This is a genomic window from Streptomyces sp. NPDC088747 (assembly GCF_044751025.1).
In the GTDB taxonomy this organism is placed as follows: domain Bacteria; phylum Actinomycetota; class Actinomycetes; order Streptomycetales; family Streptomycetaceae; genus Streptomyces.
This window is the reverse complement of record NZ_JBIVKZ010000024.1, coordinates 58,707-81,929: the sequence shown is the minus strand read 5'-3', so window position 1 is coordinate 81,929 and position 23,223 is coordinate 58,707. Positions and strand designations below refer to the sequence as shown.

General features: G+C 70.1%; 22 protein-coding genes and 3 pseudogenes. 17 read left to right on the top strand and 8 right to left on the bottom strand.

The window, feature by feature from the left end; all coding sequences use genetic code 11:
• Positions 1–81: 81 nt before the first annotated feature.
• The 3 genes and pseudogenes from ACIP79_RS38925 to ACIP79_RS38915 all read right to left on the bottom strand — a co-directional run.
• Positions 82–512 (bottom strand): annotated as a pseudogene (locus ACIP79_RS38925) (MMPL family transporter); the annotation flags it as partial.
• Positions 513–593: 81 nt separating this feature from the next.
• Complete coding sequence (locus ACIP79_RS38920) at positions 594–1,793, bottom strand: PP2C family protein-serine/threonine phosphatase (protein ID WP_401231764.1); 1,200 nt, start codon at positions 1,791–1,793, stop codon at positions 594–596.
• Between the two features lie 919 nt (positions 1,794–2,712).
• On the bottom strand, positions 2,713–3,501 hold the full coding sequence (locus ACIP79_RS38915; RefSeq protein WP_401231761.1) for an IclR family transcriptional regulator C-terminal domain-containing protein: 789 nt from the start codon (positions 3,499–3,501) through the stop codon (positions 2,713–2,715).
• Positions 3,502–3,688: 187 nt separating this feature from the next.
• On the opposite strand from ACIP79_RS38915, the gene ACIP79_RS38910 reads away from it, so the two are divergent.
• From ACIP79_RS38910 to ACIP79_RS38865, 10 genes are read left to right on the top strand one after another with little or no spacing between them, the layout of a single operon-like run.
• On the top strand, positions 3,689–4,690 hold the full coding sequence (locus tag ACIP79_RS38910; protein ID WP_401231759.1) for an ABC transporter substrate-binding protein: 1,002 nt from the start codon (positions 3,689–3,691) through the stop codon (positions 4,688–4,690).
• Position 4,691: 1 nt separating this feature from the next.
• The gene (locus tag ACIP79_RS38905) at positions 4,692–6,401 is read left to right on the top strand and encodes a dihydroxy-acid dehydratase (protein WP_401231756.1); all 1,710 of its coding nucleotides are present in this window, start codon (positions 4,692–4,694) and stop codon (positions 6,399–6,401) included.
• On the top strand, positions 6,401–7,240 hold the full coding sequence (locus tag ACIP79_RS38900) for an ABC transporter permease (protein WP_401231754.1): 840 nt from the start codon (positions 6,401–6,403) through the stop codon (positions 7,238–7,240). The genes ACIP79_RS38905 and ACIP79_RS38900 overlap by 1 nt, the downstream gene beginning before the upstream one ends.
• A complete protein-coding gene (locus ACIP79_RS38895; protein ID WP_401231751.1) occupies positions 7,237–8,013 on the top strand; it encodes an ABC transporter permease in 777 nt (258 codons plus the stop codon). Before ACIP79_RS38900 ends, ACIP79_RS38895 begins: the two co-directional genes overlap by 4 nt.
• A gap of 8 nt (positions 8,014–8,021) precedes the next feature.
• A complete protein-coding gene (locus ACIP79_RS38890; protein ID WP_401231917.1) occupies positions 8,022–8,810 on the top strand; it encodes an ABC transporter ATP-binding protein in 789 nt (262 codons plus the stop codon).
• Entirely contained in the window at positions 8,807–9,586 is a 780-nt protein-coding gene (locus tag ACIP79_RS38885) for an alpha/beta fold hydrolase (protein ID WP_401231749.1), read from the top strand. Before ACIP79_RS38890 ends, ACIP79_RS38885 begins: the two co-directional genes overlap by 4 nt.
• Positions 9,583–10,926, top strand: coding sequence for an FAD-dependent oxidoreductase (locus ACIP79_RS38880; RefSeq protein ID WP_401231746.1), 1,344 nt, complete (start codon positions 9,583–9,585; stop codon positions 10,924–10,926). Before ACIP79_RS38885 ends, ACIP79_RS38880 begins: the two co-directional genes overlap by 4 nt.
• 7 nt (positions 10,927–10,933) lie before the next feature.
• The gene (locus tag ACIP79_RS38875; protein ID WP_401231744.1) at positions 10,934–12,214 is read left to right on the top strand and encodes an aconitase X; all 1,281 of its coding nucleotides are present in this window, start codon (positions 10,934–10,936) and stop codon (positions 12,212–12,214) included.
• Positions 12,207–12,614 (top strand): aconitase X swivel domain-containing protein, encoded by a 408-nt coding sequence (locus ACIP79_RS38870; RefSeq protein ID WP_401231742.1) that lies wholly within the window; start codon positions 12,207–12,209, stop codon positions 12,612–12,614. Before ACIP79_RS38875 ends, ACIP79_RS38870 begins: the two co-directional genes overlap by 8 nt.
• Before the next feature lie 4 nt (positions 12,615–12,618).
• Positions 12,619–13,467: an SDR family NAD(P)-dependent oxidoreductase gene (locus ACIP79_RS38865; protein WP_401231740.1), complete on the top strand. Its 849-nt coding sequence runs from the start codon at positions 12,619–12,621 to the stop codon at positions 13,465–13,467.
• Between the two features lie 492 nt (positions 13,468–13,959).
• On the opposite strand, the gene ACIP79_RS38860 is transcribed toward ACIP79_RS38865, so the two are convergent.
• A complete protein-coding gene (locus ACIP79_RS38860) occupies positions 13,960–14,799 on the bottom strand; it encodes an SDR family oxidoreductase (protein WP_401231738.1) in 840 nt (279 codons plus the stop codon).
• 92 nt (positions 14,800–14,891) lie between these two features.
• On the opposite strand from ACIP79_RS38860, the gene ACIP79_RS38855 reads away from it, so the two are divergent.
• Positions 14,892–15,329 (top strand): winged helix-turn-helix transcriptional regulator, encoded by a 438-nt coding sequence (locus tag ACIP79_RS38855; protein ID WP_401231736.1) that lies wholly within the window; start codon positions 14,892–14,894, stop codon positions 15,327–15,329.
• 126 nt (positions 15,330–15,455) lie between these two features.
• Here the strand turns inward: ACIP79_RS38855 and ACIP79_RS38850 are convergent, their stop codons facing one another.
• Complete coding sequence (locus ACIP79_RS38850; protein ID WP_401231734.1) at positions 15,456–15,794, bottom strand: hypothetical protein; 339 nt, start codon at positions 15,792–15,794, stop codon at positions 15,456–15,458.
• Here ACIP79_RS38850 and ACIP79_RS38845 point away from each other — a divergent pair.
• Both ACIP79_RS38845 and ACIP79_RS38840 read left to right on the top strand, forming a co-directional pair.
• Complete coding sequence (locus tag ACIP79_RS38845) at positions 15,686–16,327, top strand: carbamoyltransferase N-terminal domain-containing protein (RefSeq protein WP_401231731.1); 642 nt, start codon at positions 15,686–15,688, stop codon at positions 16,325–16,327. The two genes, ACIP79_RS38850 and ACIP79_RS38845, sit on opposite strands and share 109 nt — an antisense overlap.
• A 60-nt stretch (positions 16,328–16,387) precedes the next feature.
• Positions 16,388–16,600: a hypothetical protein gene (locus ACIP79_RS38840; RefSeq protein WP_401231728.1), complete on the top strand. Its 213-nt coding sequence runs from the start codon at positions 16,388–16,390 to the stop codon at positions 16,598–16,600.
• On the opposite strand, the pseudogene ACIP79_RS38835 reads toward ACIP79_RS38840, so the two are convergent.
• Positions 16,572–17,028, bottom strand: a pseudogene (locus ACIP79_RS38835) (integrase core domain-containing protein); the annotation flags it as partial. The gene ACIP79_RS38840 and the pseudogene ACIP79_RS38835 overlap by 29 nt on opposite strands.
• Before the next feature lie 204 nt (positions 17,029–17,232).
• Positions 17,233–18,186 (bottom strand): NmrA/HSCARG family protein, encoded by a 954-nt coding sequence (locus ACIP79_RS38830; protein WP_401231725.1) that lies wholly within the window; start codon positions 18,184–18,186, stop codon positions 17,233–17,235.
• Between the two features lie 290 nt (positions 18,187–18,476).
• Here ACIP79_RS38830 and ACIP79_RS38825 point away from each other — a divergent pair, with 290 nt between their 5' ends.
• Positions 18,477–18,725, top strand: coding sequence for an ArsR/SmtB family transcription factor (locus ACIP79_RS38825; protein WP_401231914.1), 249 nt, complete (start codon positions 18,477–18,479; stop codon positions 18,723–18,725).
• Positions 18,726–18,800: 75 nt separating this feature from the next.
• Here the strand turns inward: ACIP79_RS38825 and ACIP79_RS38820 are convergent.
• Positions 18,801–19,439 (bottom strand): annotated as a pseudogene (locus ACIP79_RS38820) (IS5 family transposase); the annotation flags it as partial.
• Positions 19,440–19,862: 423 nt separating this feature from the next.
• Here ACIP79_RS38820 and ACIP79_RS38815 point away from each other — a divergent pair.
• The 3 genes from ACIP79_RS38815 (at position 19,863) to ACIP79_RS38805 (ending at position 23,199) form a co-directional block, all read left to right on the top strand.
• The gene (locus tag ACIP79_RS38815) at positions 19,863–20,621 is read left to right on the top strand and encodes a response regulator transcription factor (protein WP_401231723.1); all 759 of its coding nucleotides are present in this window, start codon (positions 19,863–19,865) and stop codon (positions 20,619–20,621) included.
• Positions 20,608–22,683 carry a sensor histidine kinase gene (locus ACIP79_RS38810; RefSeq protein WP_401231720.1) on the top strand — a complete coding sequence of 692 codons (2,076 nt, stop codon included), beginning with the start codon at positions 20,608–20,610 and terminating at the stop codon, positions 22,681–22,683. The genes ACIP79_RS38815 and ACIP79_RS38810 overlap by 14 nt, the downstream gene beginning before the upstream one ends.
• A 123-nt stretch (positions 22,684–22,806) precedes the next feature.
• Positions 22,807–23,199 (top strand): sortase-dependent protein, encoded by a 393-nt coding sequence (locus tag ACIP79_RS38805; RefSeq protein WP_401231717.1) that lies wholly within the window; start codon positions 22,807–22,809, stop codon positions 23,197–23,199.
• The last annotated feature ends 24 nt before the right edge of the window (positions 23,200–23,223 follow it).

Here is a 23,223-nt window from a genome sequence, read left to right as displayed (position 1 = left end):
CCGAAGGGGGCGGGCGGCGTCGGCTCTTGGTTCGTTCTGGGCGGGGATGCCGGGCTGGAGGTCGTGTCCGGCCAGTACCTGACGCAGCTTCTCGCCTTCCACGTCGACCTTGGCAGGAGGCGGTCGAGCCGGCGGGGAAGTGCCCAGGCCTGTGCGCGGAGCAGGGTCATCACCGCGGGGACGAGGGTCGTGCGGATGACGGAGGCGTCGAAGAGGACCGCGGTGGCAAGGCCCATGCCGATGGATTTCACCTGGGCGATGTCGTCGAGGAGGAACCCGGCGAACACGGAGATCATGATGATGATGGCGGCGGCGGTGACCACGCGGGCGCCGTGGCAGAACCCGGTGACGGTCGCTTCGGTGGGGCCGGCACCGTGGACGCACGCCTCACGCATCCCGGAAACGAGGAACACCTCGTCGTCCATGGCCAGGCCGAAGATGACGCCGATCAGCAGGTTGGGCAGCAGGCTGACGATCGGTGCGGTCTCGTCGACGCCGAGGACATCCGTAAGCCCCTCCAGCGCCTCCACATGCGCGCGGGTGCCTTGGCTACGCGCGCCCGACGGCGGGTCGAGCAGCCCGCCTCCTCGGGCTCACCCTCCGGAGGCGTCCGGACCGTGCCATTCGCAGAACAGGACGGTCGCGTCGTCCTCCAACCGTCCGTGGTGGTAGTCCATGACCGCATGCATGAGGCGCCGCAGCGTCTCGTCCACCGGCAGACTGTCGGCGTGGTGGCGAATGATGAAGTCGGTGAAGCGCTCCACGCCGAACTCACGACCGTCCGTGTCACGGGCTTCGGTGATGCCGTCGGTGAACAGCAACAGCCGGTCGCCCGGCTCCAGCTGTTCCGTGCACTGCTTGATCGGCAGGTTGAAGCCGCCGCCCATCGGTCCGGCCGGCGGACAGTGGAGCGTACTGGCCCAGCGACCTCCGCGGATCAGTACCGGTAGCAGGTGGCCGCGGTTGACCCAGCTGAACTTACCGGTGTCCAGTTCCAGGTCGGCGAGGATGCCGGTGGCGTAGCGGCTGTGCCCGAACTGCTCGACGAGGGTGTCCTCGATGGCCGCACTGGCTGCGGGGATGGTGGCGCCGACCCGGCGATGGCTGCGACAGGTCGCCATGGCCAGGGCCGCGGTCAGACCGGCAGACGTGTCGTGGCCCATCGCGTCGAAGACCGCCAGGTGCAGGACGTCATCGGCCACCGCGTACTCGAAGGCGTCCCCGGCAACCTCGTAGGCCGGTTCCATGAAGGCGCTGACCGTGACTCGCGGGTCGGCGAATGTCCGCGGCGGCATCATGCTCCACTGCAGTTCCGCCGGTATCCCCATCGGCCGGACGCGGATCAGCCGGGCATGGGAGTCGCTGTTGGCCCGCTTGGAGACCAGCAGCAACCCGGCCATCGAGGCCAGCGCCCGCATCACCTCCTCATCGGGCCTTTTTCCGTCCCCGTGACCGGGCCCGACATGCAGAACCCCCAGACGTTCGGCCCCGTCTCGCACCGGCACCCAGCACGCCCCTCCGCGGGCCGGTGCCGTGATCTCCGCGAGCTGGTAGGCGCGGCCCGGCAACGTGCCTTCGATCCGAAACTCCTCGCCTCCGCTGCCTGCGCTCAGGCCGATGCCGGTGACTTCACGCAGCACCTCTTCCTGAAGATCCGCCACGAACAGCCGCGCCCCGCCCACACCGGCCTCCTTCGCCGCTGTGTCGAGCAGACGGGGCAGCTGCTCGAAGGGCGCCGCGTGACTGGCTTCCAGGAGGTCGGTCAGCGCCCGCGTCAGGCCCTGCCCCGTCACACCCGTCTCCGCAGCCCAGGCCGCAGCCCGCCGCAGACACTCCACACCTTCGTCATGTGCTTCCTCACCAGTGAAAGACCGCAAGGGCCCGCGAATCGACAACCGAATGTGCCACCAGGACTCAACCCGCAGGAGCGACACAGGAACGCCCAGCCCACTCCGTCCCGTCTGTGAAAGGCTGGCCAGAGCGGCGATATGCACGAGTCTCCCACCCTGCCGGCGAGAGCCGCTTACCACGGCGAGCTTCCGCCGTCGGCCTACGCGGAACCCGGTGAAGATCGGCTCGTCCTTGAGGTCTCACGTCTACTCGGGCATCGGTCCATCGAGGTCACCATAGACATCGACCGCGCAGGTGGGAGCACTGTGCAGAAGGTCCTGGCGCGTTTTGCCGACGTCAAGGCTACGCCCGCCCCCGCTGGTCACGGCTGGACGCTAGGCCGAGTCGGCCCCCAACCGGTTTCCCGCACTGGGACGAGTCCGCGCTCACCGGCGCTGTTGCGCAAGCGGCTGGAGAACTTCACCGCGCCCTCCGTCCGCGCCGTCGCGGCACGGCTGAAGGACGATCAGGTAGTTCTTGCCCGCCCCTACGAGTGGCTGTCCGTAGCCGGTCTCTGGCACCGCGGGCGCGTCACCCAGACCGTTGACGCGGCCCATGCGACCACCGCGCATCTGTCCTCCGGCGGCGCCGTGGCGTTGGGGCGCCGCCGTATCGGCTACGGAACTGGCCGTCGACGGCGAGACCGGCGAAGCCCTCGAGGATGCGCATGGAGCAACGCCGTGAGGGCCCCGGTGCCATGGCCCCGCTACGTGGCCGTGCCATGGCCGAGTTGTCGAAGCCCTACCGACCGGTGCCGCACAGCCCACAGTCACCCGGTCATGACAGCGGGGCCTCCGCGGCACCCAACCGGTTTGTGCCGGTTCAGGGGCCCGCGACCAGGTGCAGGTCCGTCTCGATGTCCGCGGCACAGGCCTGGAGCCGGGGCACCATGTCGCGCAGCTCGTCGAGGCTGCGCATGCCCGCGCTGACGGCGATGTTGGCCGCGGCGATGACGGCCCCCGACCGGTCGTGCACGGGTGCGGCCACGGCCCGCAGTCCTTGGTTCAGCTCCTGGTCCGCGACGCAGAAGCCGTTCTTGCGGGTCGCCTCGATGATCGCGCGCAGCTCCGCGGTGTCGCGGACGGTGCGGTCGGTCAGTGGCTGAAGGTCGATCCGCCCCAGGTAGTCCCCGAAAGCGGCCTCGTCCAGACCGGCGAGGAGGACCCGTCCCATGGCCGTGGCGTAGGCGGGGAAACGGGAACCCACGTTTATCGACACGCTGATGACTCCACCGGCCGGTACGCGGGCGACATGGACGACATGGTCACCGTCGAGCACGGACAGCGCCGTGGTCTCACGCACGTCGCGCATCAGGTCCTTGAGGTGCGGTTCGGCGATCTGCGGGGTCGAGAGCCCCCGCAGATAGGCGTGTCCCAGTTCGAGGGTCTTGGCGGTGAGGCCGAACAGCGTTCCCTCGCTGCGCACATAGCCGAGTTTCTGCAGGGTCAGCAGTGAGCGCCGGGTCGCGGCACGGGAGAGCCCGGTGGCCCGTGCCACGTCGCTGAGAGACCGGGACGGATGCTCCGCGTCGAAGGCCTTGATCACTTCCAGCCCGCGTGCCAGCGACTGGACGAAGTCCGCGTCGACCGGCTCGACTTCGAGCGGCTCCATAGGTCATCTCCTGTCTCGGCGCTGTTGCGGCGCCTACTGTCCCACATCCGCCGGAGGGGTGCGACCAGCAGTGTACGCATGGCGAACGGTTGTGCGTGCGTCTAGCGCACAGGTGTACAGATATGTATGGTCGCTTCCATCGCACCCCGGGTCCGAATGTTCCGGACCCCCATTCAGTGGAGGAACGATGGAGTTCCCGATCATGCGGAGGCGGACGGCGCTGGCCGCCGCGGCAGGGCTGGCCCTGTCACTGACCGCCTGCGGCGGTGGCGGCGGATCCTCGGCCGGCCTGGACCCCTCGTCCAAGACCCCGGTGACCGTCCAGGCCGGTTTCATCCCGGTCATCGACGTCGCCGCGCTCTACCTGGGGGAGAAGCAGGGCTTCTTCTCGGAGCACGGCATCAAGCTGGACATCAAGACCGCCCAGGGCGGCGCGGCTCTGGTCCCGCCGGTGGTCAGCGGTCAGTACCAGTTCGCGTTCAGCAACATCGTCTCGGTCCTGGCCGCCCGCGACAAAGGCCTTCCGCTGAAGGTCATAGCCTCCGGATCCAACTCCACGGGCGTCGCGGGCAAGGACGTCACGATGATCCGGGTCCCGAAGGACAGCCCGGTCAGGTCGGCCGCCGATCTCGCAGGCAAGAAGGTCAGCGTCAACACGCTCAACAACCTGCTGCAGATGCTGGGCGACGTGGCCGTGAGCGCCGACGGCGGTGACCCGGATGCGGTGAACTTCGTCGAACTGCCCTTCCCGGACGCGGTCACCGCGCTGGGCAAGGGCGACATCGACGCCATGGTCACCGCCGAACCTTTCGACACCATCGCCGCGGGCGCGGACACCAGGGTCATCGCCTCGCCCTACCTGGAGATGGCGAAGACCAGCCTGACCACGTCGGTCTACTTCACCTCGGAACAGCAGGTGAAGAAGAACCCCAAGCTGTTCACCGCGCTCAAGGCCGCCATCGACGAGTCACTCACCTACGCCGAGTCCCACCCCCGGGAGACCAGAGCCCAGCTGGCCTCGTTCATGAAGATCGACCCGGCTGTGGCCCAGAAGGTCACCCTGCCCACCTTCTCGCCGAAGATCGACCCGTCGTCCGTCGAGGCGTTCGTCAAGGCCGCCCGTACGCATGGCCTCCTCGACGGTGACATCTCCTACGACGACCTGGTGTGGTCGGGGGCGGCCGGCTGACATGACGACCACACTCCGCAGCGACCTGCCGGCAGGCAGCTCCCGCTGGGCCGTCCGGCGAGCCGAATGGCGCTCACTGGGCATCACCGACGAGGAGATGGCCCGCCCCAAGATAGCCATCGTCAACACCTCGTCGGACCTCGCCGCCTGCTTCGCCCACCTCGACGACATAGTGCCGGTGCTCAAGCAGGCCATCCGTGCCGCGGGCGGCCTCCCCTTCGAGATCCGTACCGCCGCGCCGGCCGACTTCGTCACCAGCGCCGGCGCCGGCGGCCGGTACGTGCTCCCCACCCGTGACCTCATCGTCAACGACATCGAAGTGGTCGTGGAAGGCGCCCTGCTCGACGGCATGGTGTGCCTCAGCTCGTGCGACAAGACCGCGCCCGCCCACATGATGGCGGGCGGCAGGCTCGACGTCCCCACCCTGATCGTCGCCTGCGGCTACCAGCGCAGCGCCCTGCACGAGGACGGCGGCCCCGACATCGAGGACGTCTTCCTGCACGCGGGCCACACCGCACTGGGACGCACCTCCGCCGAGGACCTGCTCGCCATGTCCGAGCACGCCATTCGCGGGCCCGGAGTATGCGCCGGAATGGGCACCGCCAACACCATGCACATGGCCGCCGAAGCCCTCGGTATGGCGTTGCCCGGCACCACCCCGACCCGCGCGAACGGCACCGTCATGTGGGATGCCGTACGGGAGGCCGGCCGGCGCGTCGTGGGCATGGTCCACGAGGGACGGACGGCACGCTCCGTGCTCACGCCGGCCGCCGTCCGCAACGCGGTCACCGTGATGCTCGCCGTCGGCGGCTCGATCAACTCCGTCAAGCACCTCCAGGCCGTCGCCGTCGAAGCCGGACTGGACGTCGACGTGTGGCGCCTCTACGAGGAACTTGCCGACCGGGTCCCCGTCGTCACCGCCGTGCGGCCCAACGGCCCGCACCTCGTCGAGCAGCTCGACGACGCCGGCGGCACCCGGGGCGTACTCGCGACCCTGGCGCCACTCCTGGATCTGGACACCGTCGGGGTCACCGGCCGGCCGCTCGGCGAACTCGTCGCGGAGACACCGGCCCCCGACACGCAGTTCATCCGGCCGCTCGCCGCCCCGTTCAGCAGCCGCCCCTCGATCGTGATTCTCCGCGGCTCCCTGGCCGCCGAGGGATCCATCGTCAAGCTGCCCGTCGACGAGGAGCGCCCCACCACGTTCCGCGGTCCGGCCCGCTGCTACTCCTCCCGGGAAACCGCCATCGACGGCCTCGCCGCCGGTGAGGTGCAGGCCGGCGAGGTGGTCGTGCTGCGCGGCATGGGCCTGCACGGCGGCCCCGGCATGGCCATGGCCTCCGCCTTCGTGTTCGCCCTCGACGGCGCCGAGCTGGGCGAGAAGGTCGCGGTCGTCACCGACGGCCAGCTCTCCGGGCTGGTCAACAAGGGCATCGTGGTCGGCGAGGTCTCACCCGAGGCCGCCATCGGCGGACCGCTCGGCCGGGTCCGCGACGGCGACCTGATCAGCATCGACCTCAGCACCCGCACGGTCGACCTCGAGGTCGACCCGGACACCCTGGCCGGCCGCGAGCCCGCCGCGGCCGAAACCGTCCGCACCCCGGGATGGCTGTCCATCTACGACCGAACCGTCACCAGCCCCGCCTGCGGCTCCGTACTCGCCCGCCAGGGCTGCGCGAACACCTGTGGGCAGACCCGCGGAGGAGCCTGATGAAAGTGCTCGACGCGACCCGGCCGAGCGAGGCCCCGGCCGCACCGCCCCCGCGCGCGAAACGTGCGCACCGGCCCCGTATCGCCCCGCTGGTCGGCATCGTCCTCGCCGCACTCGCCGCCGAGGTCGTCCCCCGAACCGGCCTCATCGCCGGCGACGCGCTGCCTCCGCTCAGCTCCGTCCTGGCCGAACTCGGCCGTCAGGCGGGCGACTCCGCACTGTGGGAGGCACTGGGACGCACGGTCCGTACCTGGGCCGTCGGACTGGCGATCGCCGTTGCCGCCGGCGTGGTGGCCGGCGTGCTCATCGGCCTGGTGCCGGTCCTGCGCGCGATCACCGCGTCCACGGTGGAGTTCCTGCGCCCGATTCCCTCCGTGGCTCTCATCCCGGCAGTCATCCTGATCTTCGGCACCGACTACCAGTCCGGAGTGGTGCTCATCGTCTACGCCGGGTTCTGGCAGGTGCTCGTGCAGGTGCTCTACGGCGTCCAGGACATCGACCCGGTCGCGCACGACACCGCCCGCTCCTACCGCTTCAGCGTCTGGGGCCGGGTGCGGTACGTCATCTGGCCGACCGCACTGCCCTTCGTCTTCACCGGGATCCGGCTGGCGGCCTCGGTCGCCCTGGTCCTCGCCATCACCGGCGAACTGGTGATCGGCACCCCGGGCATCGGCCAGCTCATCTCCGTCGCGCAGAGCAGCGGCGCGACGACCGAGATGTTCGCGCTCGTCCTGGTCACCGGCGTCCTCGGAGTCATCGTCAACACGGGCTTCCGCTACGTGGAGCGAGCCGTCCTCGGCTGGCATCCCTCGGTCCGGCGATCGGAGGGCGCCCGATGAACATCCTGCGCCGCGTCCTGTACGCGCTCGGACTGCCCGCGGCCCTCGTGGCCCTGTGGTGGGTCACCAGCGTCAACAGCACCAGTTACTACTTCCCGCCGCTGCCGGACATTCTCGACTGGTTCCGCCGCCTGTGGCTCTCCAGCCGGTTCGTCGACGACGTCGTGCCCAGCATGGTCCGGCTGCTCGCCGGATTCCTCGTGTCCGCCGTTCTCGGGGTGGCCCTGGGTGTCGCGCTCGGCCTGACCGACGTACTGCGCCGCGGTGCCGAACCGGTCCTCGAGTTCCTGCGGGCCCTCCCGCCGACCGTTCTGGTTCCGGTCATCGCCATCGTCGCCGGCATCGGCGACGGGGCGAAGGTCCTGGTCATCGTCTCCGGCTGCGTGTGGCCGGTCCTGCTGAACACCGTCGAGGGCGTCCGCGCCGCCGACGAGGTCATGGTCGACACCTGCCGCACGTACGGCATCACCCGCGGCGCCAGGCTGCGTCACATGATCCTCCCGGCCGCCTCCCCACAGATCGCCGCCGGACTCCGCCAGGCCCTGTCCATCGGACTGATCCTCATGGTCATCGGCGAGATGTTCGCGGCCACCAACGGCCTGGGCTTCAGCATCGTGCAGTTCCAGCGCACCTTCGCGATCCCCCAGATGTGGAGCGGCATCATCCTGCTCGGCCTCATCGGGTTCGCACTGTCCGCGCTGTTCACCGTCGTCGAGAAGCGGGCCCTGGGCTGGTACCTGGGCCTGCGCGAGTCACAGAAGAGGAACGGCTGATGACAGACATGGTCAACGTCAAGGGCCTGAACAAGGTGTACGAGTCCTCCGGCCGCCGGGTCGAGGCGATCGGCGACATCACCTTCTCCGTCGCCCGGGGCGAGTTCGCCTGCATCGTCGGCCCCTCCGGCGCGGGAAAGACGACACTCCTGAAGTGCCTGGCAGGTCTTCTCACCCCCACGGCGGGCCAGGTGCTGCTCGACGGCGCCCCCGTGACCGGGCCGCCGCCCGGGATGGCCGTGGTCTTCCAGGAGTACGGCCGCAGCCTGTTCCCCTGGAAGACGGTGCGGCAGAACATCGACCTCCCCCTGCGCCAGAAGGGCCTGCCCCGCGACGAACGCGACCGGCTGGTCGCCGACGCCCTGGCCGCCGTGGGCCTCGCCGACTCCGGTGACGCGTACCCCTGGCAGCTCTCCGGCGGTATGCAGCAGCGGGTCGCCATCGCCCGGGCCGTCGCGTACGAACCGCAGGTGCTGCTCATGGACGAACCCTTCGCCGCCGTCGACGCGCAGACCCGCGCCGACCTGGAGGATCTCGTCCGGTCCCTGTGGCGGACCCTCGGCATCACCACCCTGTTCGTCACGCACGACATCGACGAGGCCGTCTACCTGGGCGAGCGCGTCCTGGTCCTGTCCGCGTCGCCGACACACATCCTCGACGACGTCCCCATCGGGCTGCCGGCCGAGCGCGACCAGGTCACCAGCCGTTCGACGGCGGAGTTCGCCGAACTGCGCACCCGTGTGCACCGCGGAATCCAGGAGGCCAAGGCCGGCCGCCGAGCGGCGGCCGCCGCGTGACCGCCTTCACCGACGAGGGAACCGGCGAACCGGTCCTGCTCTCCGCCTCTCTCGGCACCACCGGCGCGATGTGGGCACCGCAGCGCACGCGCCTGCGCGCCGGGCGCCGAGTGATCGCCTACGACCACCGCGGACACGGCGAATCACCGGTGCCCCCGGGACCGTACGATCTCACCGGCCTGGTCCGCGACGCCGTCACCCTGCTCGACACGCTGCGGATCGAGTCCGCGGACGTGGTGGGAGTGAGCCTCGGCGGCACCGTCGGGCTCGCCCTCGCGGCCGACCACCCCGAGCGGGTACGCAGCCTCGTCACCGTCAACGCGCCGGCCTTCGCGGACGACCCGGAGTTCTGGCGGCGGCGCGCCGCGGCGGTCCGCGAACAGGGCATGACGGCGGCCACCTCGGGCCTGCTCGGCCGCTGGTACGCCCCCGCCGCCGCCCAGGAGCCGACGGCCCTGATGAAGGACACCGTCGATGGCGTCGGGCGGCTCGCCCCCGAGGGGTACGCGGCCTGCTGCGAAGCCGTCGCCGGCATCGACCTGCGCGACCGGCTGGCCGGCATCCGGTGCCCCGTCCTCGCCGTGAACGGGCTCGCCGACGCCGTCGTCCCCGCCCACCACGCCCGGACCATCGCCGACACCGTGCCCGACGCCCGGCACGTCGCCCTGCCCGGTGCCGGACACCTGCTGACCCAGGAGATTCCCGACCGGTTCCACGCACTGCTGACCGAGCACTGGACCACCACCGCAGGCGCCGACAGGAAGGCCACCCCGTGAACAGCTACGTCACCGAACCCACCCGTGAGACACCGGTGCTCGGCGAGTGGGAAGTGGTCGTCCTCGGCGGCGGCCCCTCCGGACTGGCCGCGGCGACCGCCGCCGCCAGGGCCGGACGCAGCACCCTGCTGGTGGAGAAGAGCGGATACCTCGGCGGCGCCGGCACAGGCGGCGGGCTGTCCACCTTCTGCGGCATGTACTCCAACGTCCACGGCGAGCACGTCCTGACCGTCCGCGGGCATGCCACCGAACTGCTGGAGCGCATCGACCGCCTGGGCGGACTGCGCGCCCCGCACCTGTCGTTCGCGGACCGCATCCAGGCACAGGCCTACGACATCCCGGCCTACCGCAGCGCCGCCGACGACCACGTCCTGTCCGCCGGAGCCCAACTCCTCTACCACGCCTTCGCGGTGGGCGTGCTCACCGGCCCGTCCGGCATCGAAGCGGTCGTCGTGGAGTCCAAGTCGGGCCGCGGCATCCTGCGAGGCCAGGTCTTCGTCGACTGCTCCGGGGACGGCGACCTCATCGCCTGGTCGGGTACGAGCCACGAGAAGGCCGACCCGTACGGCGACATGCTGTACCCGTCGACCATGTTCCGTATCAACGCGGTGGACGACGAGCGGGCCGGGCCCGCGTGGAAGACGCTGCCCCGGCTGATGGACGAGGCGGTCGCCGCGGGCCGGCCCCGGTTCCCCCGCCGCGGCGCCATCGTGCGTCCCCAGCGCGACGCCATCGAGTGGCGGGCCAACGCGACCCAACTGCGCAATCCGGACGGCAGCGCGGTCGACGGCACCGACGTCTGGCAGCTCACGCACGGCGAGGTGCAGGGCCGTGCGCAGTCCCAGGAGGTGTTCGGCTTCATCCGTGAGAACCTGCCGGGTTTCGAGCGGTCCTACATCGTCGACATCGGTCCCGAGATCGGCATCCGCGAGACCCGCCGACTGCTCGGCCGGTACGTGCTCACCGAGGACGACGTCCGCTCCTGCGTCCGCTTCGACGACTCCATCGGCCTCAACGGCTGGCCGGTCGAGGCCCACGTCGACGGTGACCTCGACATCCGCTGGCCCTACGGCGACGACCCGGTGGGCTACAACCAGCTGCCGTACCGCATGCTCGTCCCCGCCGAAGGACCCGGAAACCTGCTCGTCGCCGGACGCTGCGCGTCGATGACCCACGGGGGCCAGTCCGCAGCCCGCGTCGCCGGCCCGTGCTTCGCCATGGGGCAGGCCGCCGGTACGGCCGCCCACCTCGCGCTCAAGTCCCGGGGCACGGTCGACGAGGTCGACACCGTGCAGCTGCGCGCCGAACTCGAAGGGGAGGGCGCATGTCTGACGCTGTGAGGCCCTCATGATGCTGAGTCCCGCCGACGAACGCATGCTGGCCGGTGAACACGGCCCGGCGGTCGCGGCCGCGCTCGAACTCCTGGTGCGCTACGGCGACCTGATGGGAGCCGAGCGCCTCATCGACACCGACAACGTGTGCGGTGCCAACCTCTTCGGGCCACGGCATGCCCGCGTCCTCGGCACCACCGACCCGGCCGCACTGTTCTCCCGTTTCTCACTCGACCTCGACGAGACGGTCGACGTGCCGCCGTTCCGCGCGCACAGCTGCCAGCTCATCGGACCCCGCGACCGTGACCAGTGGGAGCTGCAGGGCATCGCGCCCAGCGACGCGGCGGCGATGGACGACAGCGAGCGCTACCTCGCCGAGAAGGGCGTCGATCTGCTCTCGACCTGCACGCCCTACCAGGTGGGCAATGTGCCCCGGTTCGGCGAGCACTGCGCATGGATGGAGTCCTCCGCGGTCGTGTACATCAACTCCGTGCTCGGCGCCCGCACCAACACCGAGGGCCGGGAGTCCTCGGCAGCGTCCATGCTGACCGGCCGCACCCCGTACTGCGGCTACCACCTGGACGGACACCGCCGGGCCACGCACCTGATCGACGTACGACACCCGGTCGTGACCACCGAGGACTGGAACATCCTCGGCTACTGGGTGGGGGAACAGGTACAGGACGCCGTGCCGGCCCTCACCGGCCCCGGACTCCTCGGGAGTACGCCGACGCCCGTACAGCTCAAGCAGTTCGGCGCGGCAGCCGCCTCCTCCGGCGACGTCGAGATGTACCACCTGCCCGGCGTCACCCCGGAAGCCCGGACGGTGGGGGAGGCACTGAGCGGCCGGGAACCCGCCGCGGTCTCTGTCTTCGACGCCGCCGCGCGCGCCGGGACCCTGGCGTCGCTGTGCCGGACCGCCGCCGACCACGACGTGGACTTCGTGATGATCGGCTGCCCGCACGCCTCGCTGGAACAGGTCCGTGAGGTGGCCCGGCTGCTGGACGGCCGGCGGATCGCGGACTCCACGGCCCTGTGGGTGTTCACCCCCAGGGCACTGCGCACGGTTGCCGAACGCAGCGGTTACGTCGAGACCATCGAGAAGGCCGGCGGGCGCGTGCTGTCCGACACCTGCCCGGCGATCGGGCAGTTCCTGCCTCCCGGCACGAGAGTGTTCGCCACGGACTCGGCGAAGCAGGCGCACTACCTGCCCGCGATCACGGGCGTGCAGGGCTGGTTCGGCAGCGTACGGACCTGTGTCACGGCGGCGCTGGAAGGCCGGTGGCCCGATGCCTGAGCTGCTCCGGGGCCGTGGTGTCGTCGCCGGACAAGCGAGCGGACCCGTACTGCTGTGCACCGCTCCGGTGTCGGGCTGGGGCGGCATCGACCCCAGGACCGGCACCATCGTGGAGAGCCGGCACCCCCAGCACGGGCAGAGCGTCGCCGGCACGGTGCTGGTGCTGCCGGGCGCCAAGGGGTCGTCCGGCTGGTCGGGCCAGTTCCACCTCGCCAAGCTGCAGGGGACCGCGCCCTGCGCCATCGTGTTCACGCGGATGAACAGCAAACTCGCACTCGGTCTCGTCGTCCTGGACGTTCCGGCGGTGACCGGTCTGGAGACGACCGGGTCACTGCGCACCGGAGTCGTGGCGGACGTCGACGGGACGGCCGGAACCGTGCTGATTCGAAAGGAAGACTGATCGGATGGACACTCTCCGCATCGACGGGCAGGTGGTGCTCGTGACCGGCGCGGGAAGCGGCATCGGCCTCGCCGTCGCCCGGGCCTGCGCCGCCGAGGGAGCCACGGTGCACCTCGCGGACGTGTCGGACACGGTCCACGAGGCGGCCGGGACACTGACCGGGAACGGATCCGGGACAGGGACCGCGACCGGGACGGTGGTCCCGCATGTGTGCGACGTGCGGGAGCCGGACGCCGTCCGCGCCCTCGTGGACGGGATCGTCGCGGCCTCCGGCCGTCTCGACATCGCGTTCCTGAACGCGGGAGTCAACGGCGCGCCCTCCCTCCTCCAGCCAGGCGGTGCGATCGACGAGCTTTCGTTCGCCGAGTGGCGACGGATCATGGACGTGAACCTGGACGGCCTCTTCCACTGCCTCCAGCACTGCGCCCGTGTCATGAAGGAGCAGCGGTCCGGCAGCATCGTCGTCACCGCCTCCACGGCGGGCCTGCGCGCGGAGCCCCGCGTCAGCTATCCCTACGTCGCCTCGAAGTCGGCCGTGGTCGGCCTGGTCCGCCAGGCCGCACTGGAGCTCGCGCGCTTCGGAGTCCGGGTGAACGCCCTGGCACCGGGGCCGGTGGTCACCAACATCGGCGGTACGGGCCCGCGGCCCGCGGCTGCCGTGGCCGCGTGGGAGAACTCCGTCCCGATGCGCCGCTGGGGCCGGCCGGACGACCTGGCGGGGCTCGCCCTGCTACTGGCCTCCGACGCCTCGTCATGGATGACCGGGGGCGTCCACGTGGTGGACGGAGGAGCGTCGGCCCTGACCCAGGTCCCGAGCGACACGCTTCCCGCACCGGACGCCACGACACTCTGAACCGTCGTCCAAGGACGCGTTGTCCGCGGCCGTCCTCCCTGAACCGCACAGGTAGGGGAAGGCGCAGACAGACCGGCACAGCCACCGCGTTGGCCGGTGGCCGCAACAGCGCCCTGGCGTGCTGTCCCGCGGGCGGGGCCCGCGGGACAGCACGGCGGCAGCGGGTGCTGTCCGACCTGACGCAAGAGATCAGGCGCGTGGGCCCAGAGCGCCCGAAACCGAATCCCGGGAGCACAGCGTCCGAGGCTCTCCACAGGGGATCGTCCCTCTCCTGGAATCTGACGTCCGCACCTGGGCAAAGCCAGCGAAACAGCCGATGAGATCCTCGACTCCCTCGCGCGCTCCTGCAAACGGCTCTTCGGCGCAGGAGACGGACCCTGTCAGATCGCTCCGGCTCCTGAGTCTTGGACGGTGGTGGGCGGTGACGCCATGGGCAGCCCCGTGCGGCCGCAGTCGCACGGGGCTGCCCGGGTACTTCAGCCGAGTTGTGCCTCAGCGAAAAGCGGCGATGTTACGGGCGACCCAGTCGTTGAAACGGCGCGGAGCGCGACCGAGGACTCCCTCCACGTCCGAGCTGATCCGCAGTTCGGCGGGGCTCGGGGCGGAGATGATGTCCAGGGTGTCGTCGGCGAGCGCCGGCGGCACGAACCGGGTCATCGCGGCTTTGGCCTCCTCACGGGTGAGTTCGTGGAACCGCACCGGCGAGCCGAGCGCGGCGGCGATGGCCCCCGCCTGCTGACGGGGCGTGATCACCTCGGGCCCGGTCAGCTCGAAGAATCCGCCGTTGTGCCGGTCGTCCAGCAGGCAGGCCGCCGCGACCTCGGCGATGTCCGCCGGGTCGACGACCGGAACTCCGACATCGCCGAAGGGTGCGGCGACCGTCCCTCGTGTGCGGACGGACTCCGCCCACGCCAGGGCGTTGGAGGCGAAGCCGCCCGGTCGCAGGATGGCCCAGTCCAGGCCGGACTCTTTCAACGCGTCCTCCAGCGCGCGCATCGCGATCCGCGACGGGCCGAGCGGCCTGGTCGCCACGCCCTGAGAAGACAGCAGGACGACTCGGCGGACCCCGCTGGCAGCGGCCAGGTCGATGATGTCGGTCGGCCGGGCGTCGGGGGCGTGCAGGTCGCCGGACAGCAGGAGGAACAGCGCCTTCGCCCCGTCCAAAGCAGCGGTGAGGCTCTGCGGCTCGGCCAGGTCAGCCCGCACGTGCCGGACCCCGTCCGGCATTGCCGCCGCGTGCCGTGACACCGCCGTCACCTGCTCGCCCGCGTTGGCCAGGGCCTGCGTCAATGGCCGACCCACATTTCCGGTAGCTCCGGTCACCACGATCATGTTCAGCTCCTAGTCCGGTGTGCAGTGCGGTAATTGACGCTAGGAGGCAGGCTTACTTTTCGTAAGAACATACCCAGAGGTAAGCTCCAGACATGAGGGAAGGCGCGCAGCTGAAGCAGGTCGAGGCGGGCACTCGGTATGAGGTGTTTCACACCGACTGCCCTGCGCGCGACATGGTCGACCACGTGACCAGCAGGTGGGGCATCTGGGTGCTGATCTCCTTGCGGAGCAGCGACCTTCGGTTTTACGAGCTGCGCGACAGCATCCAGGGCATCAGCGAGAAGATGCTCGCTCAGACACTGCGCGCACTGGTCCAGGACGACCTGGTCTGGCGGAAGGTCGAGCCGACGACGCCACCCCAAGTCACCTATGGGCTCACTGAGTTCGGCCAGGACGTCGGTGCGCCACTGACGGACCTGTTCGACCGGATCACACAGCGGCTCGCAACCGGCGGATCGTCCGCCCCGGAGCGGCTGAGCGCAACAGGTCAAGCGAAGCCGCTGACCAACGACCAGCCTGGTCACGGATGACCGCGCTGCCCCGCAGCGAGCCGGCCGGCAACCGCCGCTCCTGTCGCCTGGGCGAGGGTGGTGCGGCCGACGTACTGAAAGCGGCCTTGGTCGTCGCACCTGCCGAGCGGCAGCGTGCGGGAGCGGTCAGCGAGCCGTTGACGCGCGGACGATCGCCTCGCTCGTCTCGCGGACCCTGTATTTCTGCCAGCCCCTCGCCGACGGGCGGGAGGAGTCGTCGAGCCTTTTGAAGACCACGCCCTCGATGCCGACCGACTCCCACGTCAGCCACTCGCGGACGACGGCGGACTCGGTGGTCGATGGGAGGCACAGCGTCCACGGCGCCGACAGACGGCGGGCGCCGAACACGGCCTCCAGTGCGGCCCTGCGCCGCCGGTACGGCCACCCGGTCGTGTCCGTCCCGGACAGCCGCAGCAGATCGAACGCGACGAAGGGCGCCGGCCACTCCTGTGCCGCCAGGGCCACGGCGACACCACGCCGGGCAAGCCAGCCCTACAGCTGAACCTTCCGCGTCGAAGCTGACTCACCACCACCTCAGCCACGCCTACACCACCTACTGCCTCAGCCCGCATAAGGAGGCGACCGTGCTGGTCGTCGACGGCGGCGGCAACAACAACGACACCGAGACCTACTACACCGCCACCCCCGACGGCATCGAGCGGCTCGGCGGCAACCCGCCGACGAGGCCCCGCGCGGGCGGGATCGGCGCGACGTACGAAGCGTTCACCAACCGGCTCGGCCGGCACGAGCAGGAAGCCGGCAAGACCATGGCACTCGCCTCGAACGGCGACCCGTCTCACTACCTCGCCCCGCTCTTCGTCATCGTCGACACCCAGGTCCACGGACGCCTCACCTGCACCCACGCTTTCAGCATCGCCGATCTCGCCAAGCGGACCGGCTTCGACTTCGGCCCGTACGACACCCGCGGCCTGCACGAGCTCGCTACGAACGCGGCCGCCTACGTTCAGGCCGAGACCGAGCGTGCCACACCGGCATGACAGCCTCTGACGCAGCAGCCGAGATCCCTCCGGCAGTTGCGCCGCGACGGGCCAGCCAGGTTGGCTCCCGCGGTCTTCGTCGACCTGAACGATCCGCATGCCCGGCAGACCGCGGTGCCCGCGACGGTCGAGGCAGGTGCGGCGCTGCTGCTGCCCCACGGATTCGAGAGGTTCACCGAACTGGGCGTCTTCGCCGAGGACGAGTACATCCCCATGAGCCTCGTCATCGCGCTGTGGCAAGCGACTAGGTGTATTGACCCGCAGAGTTGTTGACGCGGGTGATTGGGGGGTTGGCCTGCGAGTGCGGTGTGGCCGCGGTGGTGGTTGTCGCTGTGGAGGAAGTCTGCCAGGGCCATGGTCCGCTGCTCGTTGGTGGTGTACGGCCGTTGGTAGGCCTATTCGTCGAACAGGGTGCGGTTGAAGCGTTCGACCTTCCCGTTGGTCTGAGGGCGGTAGGCGCGGGTCAGTTTGCCGGTTGCGCCGAGGTCGGCCAGGGCCTGCTTCCACGGGGTGCTTTTGCGGTAGGACCATGCGTTGTCGGTCAGGACGCGTTCGATCCGGGTGATCCCCAGGGCGGCGAAGTGGGCTGCGGCTGCGCGCAGAAACGCGGCGCAGGTGGCGGCTTTCTCGTCGGGGTGGACTTTGCTGTAGGCCAGGCGGGTGGGGTCGTCGACAGCGGAGTGGATGTAGTCGAAGCCGACGCCCGTCTCGGCGGCCACGTGGGCGACCGGACGGCCGGCTCGGACACGCTCGATGAGGATCCGTCTGCCGTGAACGGTCAGCCAGGCATTACGGCGGGACACGAAGACCTCCGTGCGGTGCAGTCCCAGACAGCTCCACTGCATCGGAGGTCTTCGCCATGATCAAGCACCGGCACGCGTCAACAACGCTCGTGATCAATACACCTAGCGGCCGTAGGTGACCGACTGACCATGCCAGTCGGTCTTGCGGAGGAACTGTTCCCAGCTCAGCGCGTTGGGATCGATGCGCCGGCTCCACGTCGTGTCGCGGTCGTCTCGGAAGTATCCGAGGTCTACTGCGTACTGGGCCATGCCGAGGATTTCATCGACCAGCAGAGGGTTCTCCCCCAACGCGGGGAAGCAGGTCAGAAGGCCTTCGCGAGAGTAGGCGTTGCGGTACTCGGCTTTGAGTCCGGTGACACGGGAGAACGCCTCGACCATCTCGGCTGGGGAGATGACGTCCCCCACGACCGGCAGGCAGGCGCCGCGGTAGGTGTCGGGGTCGGAGAACACCTCGAGGACGGCCGGCCCGGTCGCGGTGAGTGGGTCCACGAAGGGGGCACGGAAGTCTTCGGGGAGGTAGAAAGGCATGAGCACTGTGTCACCGTCGATGCGCGGGGTGTAGTACTCCAGTGCGTTGGTGTAGAAGAACGAGAGCATGATGAAGGTGTGCGCGATCGGCAGAGTCCGAATGTGCTCCGCGATGAGCGCCTTGTCTGTGAAGTGCGGGGCGTACTTGGCGCCCGAGGACCGCTCGTTGACGTTCTCGAGCGCGCTGAAGACGACGTGGCTCACTCCGGCCTCGACCGCCGCATCGGCAAGTTGGCGCCCGAGCGGGAACTCGTCGGTGGAGGGAGGCGCGATGGGCGGGGTCATCAGGAAGGCCCCCTCGGCCGATCCGAACGCGTCGACGAACTCACGCTGGTGGCCCAGGGCGAGGGGAACCTCGGCGATCTCCGCTCCCAGCCCCGCCAGGCTCCGGGCCTGAGCAGAGCCGGCGTCCCGGGTCAGGGCTCGCACCCGGAACCTGCCGCTCTCCAGCAAGGAGATGACGACGCTCCTTCCCTGCTTGCTGGTGGCACCCGTGACGACGATCAAAGGCTTGCTGGTCTCAGACATCGTGTCTTCCTCTTGTCTATGACCGGCGTTCGCGGCCGTCGGCAGTTGGGTGGCGGACACCGGAGGGGGCGTAAACGCACTCCATCGTATCGACACATCGCGATTTGTAAATATGTTGGCTGGGAGTGAGCTCAGTTCGTCACATCGAGATACGGTGGTGCGTGAGAGGCGAGGAGGCGACCGTGGCGACGGCACAGGCGACGAACCCAGGGGGCGACGCGGAGGACGAGCCCTCTTTGGCTGCGGTCGAGGCACTGAAGGCGCTGGCGAACCCTGCACGGCTGCAAATCATGGACTGGCTGCGGGACCCTCACGCCGAGTTCGCTCAGTGGGAGCCGATAGCCGACCGGGACGAGGTCGGGGTCTGCGTCAGCCATCTGCAAGCCAAGTCGGGGCTGGCGCAATCGACAGTCTCCTCGTACATGGCAACCCTCGAGCGGGCAGGTCTGGTACAGGCCACTCGGGTCGGCAAGTGGGTCCACTACAAACGCAACGAGGGCACGCTGTCGCGACTCGCAGAGATGCTCCGCGGCACATAGCGACGAGCACGAAAGCCCGCTACCAGGCGACCAACGGCGTACGGCACACCAGGCTTCGCGCGGCACGCTCGCGACATCGGCTGGGACGGGGATGACAGCCCGGATGCCGCGTCTGCGCAGGTGGTCGCGGATGGCGCTGGGGGAGTACGCCTTGTCGGCCAGGACCACATCGGGCCGGGTGCGGGGCCGCCCCCCCGCGAGCGGGGGAAGCGCAGGCGGGCCATGACGTCCGTGAAGGCGGGTGCGTCGCCGGCCTGCCCAGAGGTCAGGACGAAGACCAGGGGCCGGCACCGGTCGTCGGCGGAGAGGTGGACCTTGGTGGTCAGTCCGCCGCAGGGCCGGCCGATGGCATGATCGTGCGGCTCACCGGCCGGGGCCCCTTTCTGGGGCCCCGGCCGCGTGCTGATGCGCGCGCACGAGCGTGGAATCCACCGAGACCGCCCAGGTCAGGTCCTCGTCCGCGTCGGCCGGGGCCGTCAGCGCGGTGAAGACCCGTTCCCAGGCGCCATCCACGGCCCACATCCGCAGCCGGTTGTACACCCCGCGCCAGTTCCCGTACTTCGCCGGCAGGTGCACCCACTGCGATCCGGTCTGGGACTTGAAGGCGATCGAGTCGATCACCTCGCGGTGATCCCTCCACCGACCACCCCGCCGAGGCGTCCGGTCCGGCAGCAACGGCTCGATCCGCGCCCACTGCGCGTCAGTCAACGGCACACCCGGACCAACGATCAGATGATCCGAACGAAACAGCCTGCGTCGCTGCGCCCCGAGCAGTCCAGACGCCTATGTTCCGCGCTGTGAGGTCTGTCCCTTCTGGACCCGGACTCGGCCTGTGGCGGGCGCAACCGCCTGCACGATGTCATCCGGGACCCTCTGCGCAGCCGCCTGGGTGATGGAGGCGTGCAATGCGTGAATGGTGCGCTGGTCAACGCCCTTGCCGCGAGTTTGTCCCTGGCCGACCCCGCGACCTTCACCCGTCCCTGGTTCGGGTGGGCGACGCCCTCTTCGCCGAGCTGCTCCTCGACCTCATGGGACGCTCGACGGCAGCCCTGCACCCCCGCCTGTCCACCACCGAACCGCCGTCACGGTAAGGACACTTCCGACCTCCCGGCGCCGGCGGTCGCTACGATCTGCGGCGTGTGCGCAAATATTGTGGTCGCCGAAGACGACGCGAAGCAGGCCGAACTGGTGCGCCGCTACCTGGAGCACGAGGGTCACGCCGTGACGGTCGTCCAGGACGGCCGGACGGCTCTCGAGACGGTCCGGCACCAGGAACCCGACCTGGTCGTCCTCGACGTGATGATGCCCGGGGCCGACGGTCTCGACGTCGTACGGATCCTGCGCGCCGAACGCCGGGAGGTGCCGGTGCTGATGCTGACGGCCCGCAGCACCGAGGACGATCTGCTGCTCGGCCTCGACCTCGGCGCCGACGACTACATGACCAAGCCGTTCAGTCCGCGTGAACTCACCGCCCGGGTAAGGACTTTGCTTCGCCGCAACCGGCGCGGCCCCGACCCGGCTTCGGCGACCGTACCCGCCTCGGAGCCCGAAGCGGCCCCGGACGACGAGGTGTTGACGGTCGGCGTGCTCAGGGTCGATCCCTCGCGGCACGAGGTGTCGGTCGCCGGGACGCCCGTCGAGTGCACGCCCGGTGAGTTCCGTCTCCTCGCGGCGATGGCGGCCGAACCGGGCCGGGTCTTCACCAGGGCACGGCTCCTGGACGAGCTGCACGGCTTCGACAAGTACATCAGCGCCCGGACCGTCGACGTGCACGTCATGAACCTGCGCAAGAAGATCGAGCGCGCCCCACGACGGCCGGCTCGCCTCATCACCGTCTTCGGCGTCGGCTACAAACTCACGGACCCCGCGAAGAACGTGCGCCATGCGTCGTCCTGACAGGAAAGGTGCGGCGGGGGCCGCCCGGCTGCCGCTGCGCAAGAGCCTGGCGGGGCGGCTGTTGACCGTGACGGCGCTGGTGGCCTCGTGCTCGGTCGCCGCGACGGCCTGGCTGGCCGTGCAGACGACCTCCGTCGCGATCCGCCAGGAGCAGGGGCAGAGCCTCAAGTCCGACGCGAAGATCTACAACACCCTCCTCGGCTACGCGGCCACCCACCCCGGCTGGGACGGCGTCGACACCACCGTGCGAGATCTGGCCCAGGAGTCCGGGCGCCGGATCGTGCTCACCACGGCGGGCCGACGCCCGTTCGTGGACTCGGCCGACTCACGCTCAGCGGGCGGCGGTTCGTCCGACGATCTGCTCGCTCAGCAGGCCTCGGCGGTCGTGGATCCACGCTCCGTCGACACCGTGCTGGTGCCCGACGCGGCCAGGGCCGGCGCCGACCGCGTCGATCCACGGGCCGTGGGGCCCTTCCGGCTGCCCGCGAAGGAACACGACGCACTGCGGAAGGCCGCCGCCGGGAGGGTGGAGTGCCTCAGCCAGATGGGTATCGCCGCCGACGTCGTCGAGAGCCCGGGCGGACGGCCCCGCGTCCAGTTCGTGAGCGACGAGACCGAGGAGGAGACCGACAGCCTCACCGACCGTGACATGGAGGCCAAGTGCTTCGCGTCCTACCCGGTCGGTCCCACCGCGACCGAGCGGAAGGCACTGAGCGCCCTCAACCAACTGGCTGACGCCTGTCTGAAACGACAGGGTCGCACCGCCGTGAAACTGAATCTGGACCTGTCCTGGGACCGGAGTTACGCATACGGGCGGGACGACGCGGTCTCCGGCGCCAAGGACGGCCTCAGCGCTCGCGAGGCGAAGTCCCTGGCCGCCAAGAAGGCGCAGGACGCCGCGATGGCCGAACGCAAAGCGGCTTCCGGCGGCGCACTCGACTACGCCCCCGCCGAGATCCGCGACAGCGCGTACGACCGGGCCGTGGCCAGCTGTGTCGAAAGCGCCCGCCGGGAACAGCTCACGGGCTATGTCGCCGAGCCCGCACTCCTGTTCATCGACGGCCCAGGTGCCGCCGGCGTGCCTGGTTTCGACCTCTCCCGCGCCAACACCGCACGCATCGCCGGTGTCACCGCTCTGGTCCTCGCCCTCACCGTCGGCGCCTCGGTGCTCGCCGGAGCCAGGCTCGTACGCCCGTTGCACGCGCTCACCGGCGCCGCCCAGCGCATGCGGGAGGGCCTGGACGCGACGCCGGTGCCCGTGCCCGTCCTCTCCGACAGTGAGATCGGACGGCTGACGGCGGCCTTCAACGACATGGCCGCGCACCGGGCCCGCCTGGAGGAGCAGCGCAAGGTGATGGTCAGCGATGTGGCCCATGAGCTGCGAACGCCGCTGAGCAACATCCGGGGCTGGCTGGAGGCAGCCCACGACGGACTGGCTGTGCCGGACCCCGCGTTCGTCTCCTCGCTCCTGGAGGAGGCGGTGCAGCTCCAGCACCTCATCAACGACCTCCAGGACCTGGGCGCGGCCGACGCGGGCGCCCTGCGGCTGCACCGGAAGCCGGTACGGATCGACGAGCTGCTCGGCCAGGTCGCCGCCGCGCACCAGGGGTTGGCCGAGACGGCGGGCGTCACCCTCACGGTCCTGACACCGCCGCCGGGCACCCCTCACCCACCGCTCCTCGACGCCGACCCCGTACGGCTGCGGCAGACCGTCAGCAACCTGCTCTCCAACGCGGTGCGCCACACCCCGGCCGGCGGCACGGTGACCCTGCGCCGGTACGTCACCGACCCGGGGGACGAGCTCGCCGTGGAGGTGTCCGACACCGGCAGTGGCATTCCGGCGGGCGACCTCCCGTACGTGTTCGACCGTTTCTGGCGGGCGGAGAAGTCCCGCAATCGCAGCACCGGCGGCAGCGGCCTCGGGCTGGCGATCGTCCTCAAGCTCGCCGAGGCCCACGGCGGCACGGTGGACGTGGCGAGTACGGAGGGGGAGGGGACCACCTTCACCCTGCGGCTGCCGACGGTCGAGGCACGGAAGCCGGAGGGCCCCGGTCGACCCTGATGGGATGACGACAGCGCTCTGACAGTTTCCTCACAAGTGGCCGTCAGGGTGAAGCCATGCCCGGAACCTGGTGCGCATCGGCAACCAGGAACGACCAAGCCGGGCTGGAACTGGAGCCTTCACATGTCCCGCCGTCTCACCCTGCGCCCGCTGCGTATCGCTGTCCTGACCGGCGTCGCGGCCGGCGCGCTGCTCGTCCCGGCCACCTCGGCCTTCGCCACCGATCCGACTCCGACGCCGGGCGCGACCGACTCGACCTCGGCCGACAAGGAGGCCCTGGCGAAGAAGAAGGCCGAGGACGCCAGGACGCTCAAGGAGGCCGAGGCCCGGAAGGCCGCCGAAGCCCAGAAGGCCGGAGGCAAGGACTACCCGCGTGGCGGTGTCGCCGCAGGCGAGGCCCCCGCCCAGGACGACAACACCGGCACGCTCATCGGTTCGGCCACCGGTGCGCTGCTGCTCGCGGGCGCCGGCACCTACGTACTGCGCCGCCGCACCACCGCCCGCCGCGAAGGCTGACCCGGCAGCACGACCTCTCGTACG